Below are 12822 nucleotides of genomic sequence, written 5' to 3' on the forward strand. Positions count from 1 at the left end.
TATTTAGATGTATTCAAAGCTAAGCGTCATAATATTAATTATTACAATATTTCAGTTGTTAATTTGCAGGGATATAAGTAGTGTGATTTATATCAATATAGCGAAGTAACGTTTGATTTGAGCGCACTTATGTTAGGGACAACATCTATGTTCGTACGTAAAAAAGTCCTCGGTTTCAATGAATGGTTATATTATTTAGGGCTATTTTCGGTATCGACTTTTTCTATCATTTCTACCTCATCACTATCTGCAAAGCCAGTGAGTCCATCAGATCGTGATGTATCAAATTATTTCAGTAAAGACGTTCAGGATAACTTTTACCTTTTTGCCGACTCGGTTGATCAAAATCTTGTATGGTTTGCTTCAAAAAAAGGGGGAGTTGAATTAAGAGGCAGTGAGCCAAGCTTAACGATTGATAAGGAAACCTGGGCAGGTGGTTTATTTCAAGGAAAGTCTTATTTACGTATTTTTGGTATTTTATCCCCCAATGCTAAAGCAAGTGATATAAAGCAATTCGAAGTTGAAGCTCAACAGCTTGGTATGTCACTTTCACCAGTTTATGCCAATGAATCAAAGACGCGCTATAACATTAAGGACATAGAGGTGGAAAACCATGGCAAAGCACAAGCTGTGTGTAGTGTTTCAAGAGACATTGACTGTAAAGTAAGAAATAGTAATGGTGAATACATACCGTCTTCATTATTGTTCAAGTTTCGTGGGTATTCACCGAGCAAAAAGGTGAGTGTTAGTCAAACAATTCCATTTACACTAACAACCTTACCTGGGGTAGAGGCTCAGTTTTTAGACTTATTAGTGGATGGCAAGAGTTGGAGTTCAGTGTTTAATGTACAGACTCAGTGGGCAGTTGAGGTAATTAAAGATGGTCAAACTAAGACAATGACACTTCACACCAACATGACCGTAGAGTGTGTTAGGGGGATGTTTGGGCAAATGCTTTGGTTGTATGATTCAGAGCAGTGTCAAAAATATCGAGAGTAGAGCAAAAGTTGTTGTATTTAAAGAGTACTGGCTAATTTATAGCTTTGTTTTGTGCCCACACTGGTTACATTTTATGCCGTGTTTAACCGGATAAAGTGGAAAATCAATGCATAAAAACACAAGAAAAGCACAACGTTTTCCAAACGGGTAATACTCAGTATCAGCACTACCACATTGAGGGCAAGGTATACTACTACTGCCCTCCTGTGTAACTAAATCATGTGTTCTATCCTCGCGTAATATACGGTGTGCTTGTTCGATGTACTCTTCTGGTACTTGTAAACGTACTCCACCTAAGGCATTTGAATAAAGCCATTGCATATTAATCGTATGCTCGTCAGCAATAAAAGCTGGAATGCCTTCAGCATCAAGTTTTGCCCAAGCAATTTGGGCTTCGTAAGGAAATGAGAAGCGCGCTACTGTTATTAGCATATTATGTATAGAGTGATTTATTAATCAATAAGCACCTAATTGACCATGATGTAGCAAGAACGTTGCGTTTAATGGCTTCACTGCCAGATAATAGTGAGTCGGAAAGAACATTTGTATCAATTACCTCTGATGTTAATACATTGTGGATGAAAAAAGAATAGGATGATTTACCAACGATAAACACTTGCTTTCTTATTTAAAATAGTTAACTCAAAATATTGTGAACATGCTCGTTTGGCTGCACCATAACAGACATGCAGTGGTAATAGGTGTTCTTCTCTTGGGTGACAGAATCTAGCATGAGGTGCTTGTTCCCAGTTTTCCAAGCGCTTTGTTCTTTCTTGTTCAGAAAGAGTTTTATTTGAACATGTATCGATAAGCCATGCTTCAAAAGCCTCATTTTTTGTTTTGATATCATGGGTACTTGCTGAATAAAAAGCTTTCATATTGTGGAATGAAAATCCTGAACCGATAATCAGTAAGTCGTCATTTGCTGTCTTGGCTAATGATTCACCTAATTTGATATGCTCAGCAGGGTTAAGGTTATTCATCAACGATAACTGAATACAAGGAATATCAGCTTCTGGATACATGATCTTTAAGGGAACAAATAGACCATGATCAAAGCCTCTTTGTTCATCCTGCTTGGCGTTTATACCATCTTTTTTTAGTTGTTGGTAAATAGTGTGAGCTAATTGGGGCTCTCCTATAGCAGGGTATTGGATGTGGTATGATTCTTCTGGGAAGCCATAGTAGTCATAGATTAAAGAAGGTGCCTTGCCATTGGTAATGGTTGGTTGGTTTTCTTCCCAGTGAGCACTAATAACTAAAATGGCTGAGGGTTTTGGTAAGGTACCTGCAATGTCCTTTAAGTTGTTTACCATATCCTGATGGCTTTCGTCTCCAAGTAGTGGCATAGGACCACCACCATGAGACAAAAAGAGAATAGTAGGTCCTGCTGATGTATGAGTATTCATTTACAAAATTTCCAGTAAAAATAATGATTTTTTTTGCGATAGTTTGCGACACTTTTGTACGACATTAGGGTTGATTATAGCTAATTCTTAGTAAGGTTGTTTTTTGTGTGTCATGAAGAAGCACTAGAGTGAAAGTGGTGAAAATATATAAAACATTTTATCACTCTATGCTTATTTAAACTATTTAGGTGGAACAATTATGTTAGCACCTCAATTAAAGTTATTATTTCCATTAATTGTGTTTACTATCTTACCGAACGTATGTTACCCAGAAAGCAAGCCTATGCTTTTGTATTTGATGAGCCCAAGTGATTTTAAGTATTATAACAACCCAATTTCTTTTGACTTTAAAGACTGTATTTTAGAGACAAATAAAAAAGCGACCTGTATCGAACTTGTTTTTGTAAGCAATCCATTACCAGAGGGACCTTATTGTCCCAAAAGTGTTGATCAGACTGGGGGTATTTATGATTATGATGGCGTGAGCAACCCGGGATTGCAGCCGATTAATCGTAAGTTACTGATGGCTATGGAAACGGACGGATTTGATATTGTTGATGAGCAAGGCAGGGTTCGTATAGCTCATCCAGATGATGTTGTGCACCAAAAAAATAGAACAAAGAAATATTGTTTAGAGGCTGATCCTGATTATAATTTGACGTTAAAATATTTAATACCTGCAACTCCTACCCTACGGAAAGAACCAAGTCCTATTGATAGTGTGTTAAGTCTCGTGGGAGTCTCGTTGTATGGTGTACCCATTAATGGACCTGCACCTTCTATTGTTAATGGACCTAAGATGCCAGATGGGAGCAAAGGTCCAGTAGGTGATTTGCCTGCAGTAGATCCTTGTGGTGGGCATCAGGACCCATCGGGTTTTTATCATTTCCATATGTTTCCTGAAACCATTAATAATGTGCTGTTAACATATAAAATACATGATGTACGCTGTTTGTATGTACCTCAAACAGACAATAGACTTATTGGTTTTGCTATGGATGGGTATCCTATCTATGCACATCTTGATGCAAATGGGCAACCGCCTTTGGATTTAGACCAGTGTCGTGGGCATGTGGGGATGACTAAAGATTTTCCATTCAAGGTATATCATTATCATGCCTCAAACGAGAAATCACCTAATACGTTGCCTTGTTTAAGAGGCGTTAGAGCAGATAATCCTTTATCTGTGGAATAAATCTAATACTGCCTTGTTTTTTCTCATTACCCTTTAATAATGCTTGCCACTTGTTTTAGAGCTTGTTTTGCTGCACCACTTATACCTGACAACTGAAAAAAACCATGGATTACACCAAGGTATCGTTGACAGTAAACAGGTACCTTGGCTTTTAAAAGTTTATGGTAAAGTTGTTCACATTCGTTAAGAAGAGGGTCAAATTCTGCTGAAATAATATGGGTTTCTTGCAGTCCGCTAAAATCATCACGAAACAATGGACTAATTTCTGGATGTTTGAGGCTAATATGAGTATCACCTAAATACATTGTAAAACCACTTATCAACGTATCTTTCGTAATAATATAATCTTCACCATTTTGAATATAACTGTTTGATGATGCCGTTGCGTCTAACATGGGATAAATGAGCACTTGACGTGTAGGCATCCAGTTAGCTTGGTCCCGTAGTCTGAGGCTTGTGATCAGGGCAATTTGGCCTCCTGCACTGTCACCAACCAACGTAATATCTTCCGTGTTTCCACCCCAAAGATGACCTTGTTCATAGATAAGTTGCGCTGCATTATATGCATCGTTATGAGCTGCAGGATAGGTGTGTTCAGGCGCTAAACGATAATTAACAGCGACGACCAGAGCATTAGCTAAGTTAGCTAGTTTTCTCAGCTGTTGATCATGGGTTTCGGCACTACCACTAATAAAACAACCGCCGTGATAATAAATAACAATAGGTAAATTGGATTGGTTTGAGGGTTTAAATATAGTCAACGAAAAGTGGTCAAATTGCTTGTTGATAACTTCATGAACTGATTCACTGATGCCTGCAAGCACTTTACTGTTGATATAACTTTTCCGTCTTTCTTCTATTGATGGCTTGGTTGTTGAGGATGACTTAGCGTTGACAAACGTTGTTACAAGTTCTTTGATTCCTGGCTCTAAGTAATCAAAGCGCATTTTTTTAACTCCAAAGCCACTGAGGGCAAGTGGGAAGGAAAAAGCCAACATAAGGCCATGTATACCCTTCACTGTGGGTATAGTCGAAATTTTACTGAAACTTTTGCTAAGGAGAAAGGTTGGCTTTGTATTTTGCTGGTCTCTGAAAGTGACTCCCGCTAACTCATTTGGTACTTTTTTTTGCTGTTTAAAAACCGTTGCCACGCAAAAATGATAATTCCGATTTCAAATAGAAATGACCAATGAAGAAAAAAGTTAAGCACCCACCATTCATATTTAGGACTAACATGAAAGAGTGCATAAGGATCGCTATTAAATGGATATAACCATAAAATATCACCTACTACGGAGTCTAGGATAAAATGTAGTATGATATTTAAGGCAGATATCACGACAAAATGTTTTATTACACGTGATTGCACGATGGTAGAAATAGACAGTAAAACTAAAAAAAGCCCTGCCCAGAAAATAGGGATGTGACTCAAATAAGTATGGTGGGAGTGCTGTTGATTATCTATCCAGTAAAAATAAATAAGGTCAAGGTCTGGCAGTATGCTACTCAATAGCCCGATAGCTAACAATAATTTTCTGTTAACGCTATTCTCATTGAATGTTGATAGCCAATATTTTGATAAGAGATACCCTGCAGGTAGATGTGCAATGAACATGAAGCCAAACCTCCTTTAGGGTTGAAAGTAAAACATAGAAGTCTGGCGGAATCATGGATTGATTGTGATGAATTATGACATTACTGTCATTGTGGGAGTTATGTTATTTGGCGTTTGCAATTAGCTGTAACTTTTGTTTACGGGTTAGGCGCTTTATTTGATTTTCACGTCGGCTTGCGTCTGTTCGATTAGCACAACGTTCAACATAGACAACTTGCTTCGGAGCTGCACGCCGAAAAAATTTAGCACCTTTTCCAGACTGATGCTCACCAAAACGTCGTTTAATATCAGTGGTAATACCACAGTAAAGACCTGCATCTGACTCAATAAGGTAAACAAACCAGTTTTGTATTGTCGATCGTTCTTTTTTCATTACTAATAATGTACTGAAGTTTGTTTAGTCCATGTGTAACGATACAGTGGCTTTTACCATGAAACGTATCTAGATTAGCAACAAAATATCATACTTTTATAATTTATTCATTAAAAAAAATCAAACAGATACGATGATTTGAAAACTGTCAATATTTCATGGGTCATAATCATAGTTGATTGAAGATGACTTTTTGTAGGGCCTGTTAACACTATTTGAATATCACTGTGATTATTTGATTATTGATCAAATATTAGGTGTGGAAGTTAGTGTTTCTACTGTAGTAATACGTTCATTTGTCGTTGTTAATTTCGTACAGCTAGAAGTCAATTGCAGGGCGATTTAGTACTGATCCCGTCGTCAATACTGTTTGGGCACCTCTAAAAATGCACTTTTTCTGTGAAAACTGTGTCAGCGTTATACTCGGATCCTCATGTATTCCTTATACACTGCGATCCTTTGAGCTGTGCTTCCTTGCGCTCACAAAAAAAATTCTATTTTTAAAGGTGCTTTTTTGGAATAAAGCGTGTTTAATATTGAATGATAGCTCTTTTCAAAAATTTACTCTTCTGTCAGTATAATTTTAAAGCCTTTGTTTGGTGTATAAGTACCTTTAGCTGCTTTTATCGTTGTATCTATCGTCATATACCGTCTAACACCGCGATCTGTCATATCATTTATCAAAACCGTATTACTAGGATAACTACCAATATTGACGGTATCATGTTTAAAATTACAACCTAGATCGTCATATCCTTTTAATTTTGAGTAATAGGTTGTTTTAGGGTGCATTGATCCATGCGTTTCGTAGCGACAAAACTTACTCGAGAATTCACTCTCTTGCACATTAACACGTTGAATACTTTCCTCCTTGGCTGGATCTCTCGTTAGATTTTTTCCTTTAATACTCAAGTTATTTTCATTAAGACGTTTTAATGCTCCCCAAGTAGCTGCAAATGATACCGCTGTGTATGGATCTGGATTGCTTGAATAGGTTAACTCATCTGCAATAGAGCCAAGAAAGTGGTGAGTGGCAAGGTTGGTCAGGAGGCTTCCACCTGGCGACAGAAATAATCCAGTTGTTTTTTGGATGGCTTTTTCAAAAGCCCTTATTTTATCACTAGCAAGATCTTCACCATCTGTTTCATAAAACTTTGTGACATAACCAATATGACCTCCTTGAAGTACACAAGAAGCTGTAACCCAAGGCCCAAAAGGCTTGTAACCCCACTCTTTGGTATCACCATTTTCTAGACTACCCCAACCACTTTCACCTCTTCTGGGCGAGTCCTCTGCTTGTACAACGACAGGGCTGCCATTATTAGGTTTTATAAAATACCAATGCTTTGCCATCAGCTCCATGTCGTGACCTTCGTTATAATCATAAAGGTTGGAAATCCTATCCAATGATGAATCTACACAATATGTCCTGAAGGTTCCTTCTGGAAGGTCAGTGTCATTAGGGTCAACATAACCCTCTTGGTCATAGATGGAGTCATAAATAATAACCATGGGGGATTCTTTCGCAGACTGCCATGCATTATTACACGATTCACTGTTACTATAGCATTTGCTTACATCAATACGTTTAATAACACCTCGCTCATGCATATATATTTTATTGGCTGAATATACACGGGTAATACCATCATCATCCTTGTAGGAAATAGTAATATCATTATTATCTGTGAATTCTGCTAAGCTTGCATAAGATCCTGAAGCAAAAGATTCCTGGCTGAACAGAAGTGGGAGCATTACTATTGGCGTTAACACAGCATTAAACATATTCTTCATAATGTTACCTCAAATACTAAATGACTGATTCCATCAAACATGTTACACAGCAGCCTTGCTGATGAATGATCTTGTCTTTAAAGATATTAATTAGAAAGTGAAAAATACGGATTTATACGGAAATATTCGGAATGACAGCACGTTAGATTGAAAGTGACGATTTGAATAAAAATAGTTTTTAACGAATAAATAATGTCAACATATATAAATCGATTAATATGATGGACGTGCTATAGTGACTGGCTTGATATCTAGTAACAGCATGAGCTTGTTCTTAGCTCTTTTGCCATTCATCTGAGTCATCCTACATTTAGTATTTTTTGGAGTACAGGTCATCAGTAAATATGTTAGCCTTTTTAGCGAAAAAACTTGTTACTAAGAGTAATCCAAACACATGCAAAGTGGCTCCATAGTAAAAAATATTCAGTTTAATACTAATAGAAGTACTCTCACGTTTGATAATGAACATTGTTACCTAAACCATAGCGAGCTAAGAGCATTAGAATTTTTTTTAACGAAACCTAATCAGGTCATTAATAAAGAAGAACTTAAAAGCTATATATGGGGACGATCTCTCGTTACAGACTCTTCACTCACCAAAACCATTGCAAAGCTAAGGGGCCATATTTCCTATTTGACGGCAGAGAATGACATTGTTGTAACTATACCCAGGATAGGGTATAAATTAGTATTAGATCGTATTAATATTTTATTAGTAACTGACGCAAATAATACAATAGCAACTACAAATAATATAAAGTATCTCTATACATATATTGAACGCTATAAATTTATACTCGCATCTGTGGTCCTACTGCTGTTCTCAGTATTAAACTTTTACACAGCATTTCCCTCAATACCAAAAGGGTATATAAACGAAGCCTACCAGCTTAAAAAGTACACGCATAAACGTCGAATCTATTCATTTATTACCAAAAAAGAAACTCAAATAGATAACCTTTTGTTAAAAAAATTGATATCAATTCCCTGCAATTGCACCTATTTTATTGAGAAGCGCGCAGATACTTTTTTGATCAGTTTCTTTGACAGTAATACACATAAGGGAAACAGTCTAATTATGCCAGAGAATGAACTACAGCAAGCAATAACTAAAATAAAGAAAGAGTTTCCGCCTGATGAATAGTTTTCTATTATTGTTGGTAAGCTTGAGTATTTATGTAATTAGTGTTTTTTACAATGTATACCATAGTGATTTATCTGGAAGTTATAATTCAATAATTCATAGTTATGACCCGAAAATAGGTTTCTGGAAAGAAACGTTGAGTATGACGGTTGAGCAACAGTCGATTCATTACCGCTTGTTTTTTGAAAGTGATGGCATTGATGGTATAGCATTGTTTGATGGAAATGGTGAAATAATACGTCATGCAAAGGGTATGTATACATATAACTCCAAGTTAAATATTGTGCATGAAGCTCAAATAAATTCGTTACGCCATTCTCAACCTTATACCGATATGCTATTTAATGCCCAACATGATAAAGTTGGTCAGTTTAAAATTATCTACTATGATGGTGAAATATTCATCAATGACTTAAGTCCTAGCACGCCAAACTACTCGGTATTTTTATTCTCAAAAAATAAATAATTATATAAATAACATCTAATATTTATTGGAGTAGTCTTCTGATATAAAGCCTCTTTTTTTACTAAATCAGTATTCTCATCATTTTTTTATTTTCACAAATACGTCCTATTGTTAGCTGTGTACATAAAGCGTTCAGCTATACTCTGTATAAGATGAAAAGCGCAATGCTTTTTTTAGTCGCCGCGAATGAGTATGCAAAAGCTCAATTCCATTAAAGATAAAGTATATCAATATTGGTTAAAGCTTGCAGTACGCCATGCCCATCCAGAAGTTATCTATTAAATTATGTATATAGATTATTAATGATTGTTCACATCCATAGACATCTGACTGTGTACTTCCTTTATGGATAAACCCAAAGAATATCAACCTGACTATCAATGTACGGTTTTTGTATTTTTCCTTGTTTTTCCATGGAATTCCCTGCTTTTCACTGTTAATTTGCGAATGTTAAGTGCAAACTTTTCTTTGCTAAAGAACGTGGTCAAGTCTGTTTAAGGACTAATTGCAGTGTATAGGGTTGATTAACTTCAAGAGGTCCTTTGACATTATTGTGAGTAGGTAAACATGTTTAAAAAAACAAGAATCTCGTCTTTTATAAACACACCAAGTGACAGTACTGATATTAGCCGCAGACGCTTTTTAGTTAATAGTTCAGTAGTATCAGCTGCCACAATGCTCCCCTTATCCGGTCATGCCACCGCTTTTGTTAATCAGAATACAAATACTTCAACGGCATCTACCAGTTTAAGTCTTGAAAATTTAATTAATATTTTACCTTATGCTTACCAGTCAAACTTTAATAATGAACGGGTCAATTTGGGTAAGCTAAGTGATGAAGCTCAGTATATTGCTAATCGTATGTTGACAGAAATAATGAAGATGGAAATGTATAACCGCTATAGCGTGATACATGAATTTAATGGAAAACTTGATCCTGACTGGAATATTTATAACACAAATGGGGTCTCTGCGGTCCATAGCCAGTATCAATCACTTGTTACCGAACTTGCCCCTATCTATGTTTCTCAAATTCTTCAGGAAGAGTATGCAGTGACGGATGACATTAATAACTACACGCCAGATGACCGAAAGGCTTTAAACTCCTGGGATATGATTAAAGCCAATGCTAAATACAATACAGCAAAATCAACCCATGACTTTAATGAATTGATGTCTCAATTGTATAATTTAGCGATTGATCATGCGGAAGAACCATTTAGCACTTATCTTCCTGGATCAGCCTTAAAAGCGTATAAAGACAGTAATAGTAGCTACCATTGGGGTGAGCAATTATATAATCACTATAATACTGAAGAAACTATACAAGCTGTAATTGATGACAATAAAATCAGTGATAGCTCAGATGATAAACTTCATGTCGCTGAAAAATTTGCCAAAGTGCAAAATATTTCTTCTAAGTTACGTTGTTTAGCTTATACCGACTCTCGCCTTAGCATGGAGCAAGTTGATGAACTGGAAGGGAAATATTTTGGAGCTCTTATTTTAGGTATGGCCCAGAGCATCAAAATAGGGGCTAAAAGTGAAGCACACTCGCTTAGAAACAATCGAAAAATTCATATTGATACGATGAATGAGCTACTCAAGCCAGAAAGTGCAACACGTGAATTTTGGCAGCGTTTTATTAATGAGTATGGGAGTGGCAGTGTCGAAATAGCCCATGCGATGATTTATGACCAAGCGAGTTCAGCAGATAGTATGGGTGCTGTAGGTCCTAACTTTATTGCTCGCTTAAAGTCCCAATACCCTATGTTTAATGAACAAGGTCTAAGTGCCGAGAGGTCTGCAATGGGTGCTGTTCATGGTGAAGCCGCGCTCTTTCAGTTTTTACTTGGTATTGCTCTTGGACACTTTATTTATACAACTGTTGAGGATGAAAATCCCAATGTGAATATACCTGAGCTGATATCGTTCTCTAGTGCCGTGGTTGACGCAGGAAAAGGTATTCTTTACCTGGTATTAGTCACCCAAATCAAAAATTACTTTTTAGGGCAATTAGAAGGTATTGCAGACGTTGGTGGACCTTTATCTAAAGCGGCACGTTTTTATCTTGGCTTTGCTAGGAATTATAAAGGGGTCCAACGTGCAGAAACCAAAATTATTACCCAGATTTTTATGAAGTCTAAAATTGCTTCTATTGCAGAGCGGGTTTCATTGGTATTTGGTGTAGCGGCTCTAGGTGTTGCAGCGTACAGTCTTGCTGATGCGATTATTAATGGTTATATTGCAGGAATTGTCTTTGAAACGATTAATACACTGATAGGGTTAGGAGGGGTTGCTTTTGGTGTGCTGGCGTTGGCGGGTATGCCTATGGCAGGTCCTATTGCCTTAGCCCTTGCTATTGTTGGTGGGATTGTTGCTATTGTGCAATGGTTATGGGAAATCTTTGGCCCCAAACATATTCCACCTTCACCGCTGCAGAATTACACAAACCAAGTCGTTAAACCAAATGGTTTTTTTTACCAGTCAACAGGGTACTTTCTCTCTGCTAAAACAAACTGGGAAGGTCGTGGCCAACTTTTTCAATTTCATGTAAATGAGTTAGTGTGGGAAGATGGCCACCATAATATGGTTATGCTCAATGACTCAATCAGTGACAGAGGTGCTGTTTGCAACAATAGTGACCAAGTTTATATCTATGATGATCATGCTACAAATGGTGTACCACAAGTTGTTCCTATCTCATTATCCTCTTCGCCCCGCGATCTTTATGATGACTGGACTTACGATAAGTCAGATTTAATCCGTTCAGTAAAATGTGTGGCTGTACATAATGGGTATGCATACGGTTTATGTCGTTTAACGAACTACACAGACGATATGTATAAATGGTTAGCAGGTCAACGTCCGCCAACTGAAAGTGACAGGCTGTATATTTCCTCAAGTGATTTCCCTTCTGAGGATAAGATTCGTTGGGTATGTCGAACAGAGTCTAAGGTATGGGCACTCAGTTACTCTCGCCTTTACGAAATTGTTGGTAGTGGCCTGGTACAAAGGGCACAGTTTAGATCAAATGAAGATGAAAAAGATATTTTTGATATTTGTGTGTGTACGGAAGGGGAAACGGTCTATGTAACCACTAACAGTAACCCAATTGACTATCATGATCCAAATTTTGCAATTATGACTGCAATTGTTACTAATTACACAGACGAACATGGTCAGCTCTATCAGCGTGAATTATTATCCAGTCAGGGGCCTCTACAAATGTCCACTGTAGCTCATACGGTTGACTCTGCTCGGACAGAATTTATCAGTATGACAGACGAACGTACTCAACGTCAGGGCTTGTTATTAAAAGCTCAAACCCGAGACCTTGATAAGTCTTTAGACTTTATCACAGGAGTCACCTTTCCCAACTCTGATGGTGGTTGGAATGGCTGTAAGCTATTAAGTAACGTGCACATGAAGCGATAAGACAAACAAGCCAAGATCATTTAACTTAAAAGTGATCTTTGGCATGCATTTCAAGATAAATATCCATAAAACAGTTTATTCACTTTATACGGGGCTTAATATGGCTGGTATTAGTATATGGCAGCTTCTCATTATTGCGATTATTGTCATTTTATTATTTGGAACAAACAAATTACGTACATTAGGTAGTGATTTGGGGACTTCTATCAAAGGGTTTAAAAAAGCACTAGGTGAGAATGAGGATAAACAGAATGATTTAACGCATTCTCCTGCATTAGCCCAAATTAAAATTACACAACCCTTTGACACAAGCGCTCAAAACAAACAAGAGGAGTAGTGCATGTTTGGTACTGGGATGTGAGCGTTTATTAGGCAATATCCAAGCTATG

General features: G+C 37.1%; 12 protein-coding genes. 6 read left to right on the forward strand and 6 right to left on the reverse strand.

All coding sequences use genetic code 11. The features are described from left to right. The first annotated feature begins 147 nt into the window (after positions 1-147). A complete protein-coding gene (locus tag ACQ96U_RS02675) occupies positions 148-999 on the forward strand; it encodes a hypothetical protein (RefSeq protein WP_431719684.1) in 852 nt (283 codons plus the stop codon). Positions 1000-1035: 36 nt separating this feature from the next. Here the strand turns inward: ACQ96U_RS02675 and ACQ96U_RS02680 are convergent, their stop codons facing one another. Continuing rightward, a complete protein-coding gene (locus tag ACQ96U_RS02680; protein WP_431719685.1) occupies positions 1036-1431 on the reverse strand; it encodes a DUF2007 domain-containing protein in 396 nt (131 codons plus the stop codon). 167 nt (positions 1432-1598) lie between these two features. Then, complete coding sequence (locus ACQ96U_RS02685; protein WP_431719686.1) at positions 1599-2408, reverse strand: DODA-type extradiol aromatic ring-opening family dioxygenase; 810 nt, start codon at positions 2406-2408, stop codon at positions 1599-1601. Between the two features lie 199 nt (positions 2409-2607). On the opposite strand from ACQ96U_RS02685, the gene ACQ96U_RS02690 reads away from it, so the two are divergent. Continuing rightward, the gene (locus ACQ96U_RS02690; protein WP_431719687.1) at positions 2608-3603 is read left to right on the forward strand and encodes a YHYH protein; all 996 of its coding nucleotides are present in this window, start codon (positions 2608-2610) and stop codon (positions 3601-3603) included. A 26-nt stretch (positions 3604-3629) separates the two neighbouring features. On the opposite strand, the gene ACQ96U_RS02695 is transcribed toward ACQ96U_RS02690, so the two are convergent. The 4 genes from ACQ96U_RS02695 to ACQ96U_RS02710 all read right to left on the reverse strand — a co-directional run bounded on the left by ACQ96U_RS02695 (position 3630) and on the right by ACQ96U_RS02710 (position 7385). Next, positions 3630-4550, reverse strand: a complete 921-nt coding sequence (locus ACQ96U_RS02695; RefSeq protein ID WP_431719688.1) for an alpha/beta hydrolase — start codon at positions 4548-4550, stop codon at positions 3630-3632. A gap of 158 nt (positions 4551-4708) precedes the next feature. Then, on the reverse strand, positions 4709-5218 hold the full coding sequence (locus ACQ96U_RS02700) for a metal-dependent hydrolase (protein ID WP_431719689.1): 510 nt from the start codon (positions 5216-5218) through the stop codon (positions 4709-4711). Positions 5219-5321: 103 nt separating this feature from the next. After that, positions 5322-5591, reverse strand: a complete 270-nt coding sequence (locus tag ACQ96U_RS02705) for a GIY-YIG nuclease family protein (protein WP_431719690.1) — start codon at positions 5589-5591, stop codon at positions 5322-5324. Between the two features lie 561 nt (positions 5592-6152). Then, entirely contained in the window at positions 6153-7385 is a 1233-nt protein-coding gene (locus ACQ96U_RS02710) for a hypothetical protein (RefSeq protein WP_431719691.1), read from the reverse strand. A 394-nt stretch (positions 7386-7779) separates the two neighbouring features. On the opposite strand from ACQ96U_RS02710, the gene ACQ96U_RS02715 reads away from it, so the two are divergent. The 4 genes from ACQ96U_RS02715 to tatA all read left to right on the forward strand — a co-directional run bounded on the left by ACQ96U_RS02715 (position 7780) and on the right by tatA (position 12770). Continuing rightward, the gene (locus tag ACQ96U_RS02715) at positions 7780-8529 is read left to right on the forward strand and encodes a winged helix-turn-helix domain-containing protein (protein WP_431719692.1); all 750 of its coding nucleotides are present in this window, start codon (positions 7780-7782) and stop codon (positions 8527-8529) included. Beyond that, complete coding sequence (locus tag ACQ96U_RS02720; RefSeq protein WP_431719693.1) at positions 8522-8995, forward strand: hypothetical protein; 474 nt, start codon at positions 8522-8524, stop codon at positions 8993-8995. Before ACQ96U_RS02715 ends, ACQ96U_RS02720 begins: the two co-directional genes overlap by 8 nt. Positions 8996-9562: 567 nt before the next feature. After that, positions 9563-12433: a DUF5336 domain-containing protein gene (locus ACQ96U_RS02725; protein ID WP_431719694.1), complete on the forward strand. Its 2871-nt coding sequence runs from the start codon at positions 9563-9565 to the stop codon at positions 12431-12433. A gap of 100 nt (positions 12434-12533) precedes the next feature. Further along, entirely contained in the window at positions 12534-12770 is a 237-nt protein-coding gene (tatA, locus tag ACQ96U_RS02730; RefSeq protein WP_431719695.1) for a twin-arginine translocase TatA/TatE family subunit, read from the forward strand. The last annotated feature ends 52 nt before the right edge of the window (positions 12771-12822 follow it).

The sequence above is a fragment of the Zooshikella sp. RANM57 genome (genome assembly GCF_050749885.1).
In the GTDB taxonomy this organism is placed as follows: Bacteria; Pseudomonadota; Gammaproteobacteria; order Pseudomonadales; family Zooshikellaceae; genus Zooshikella.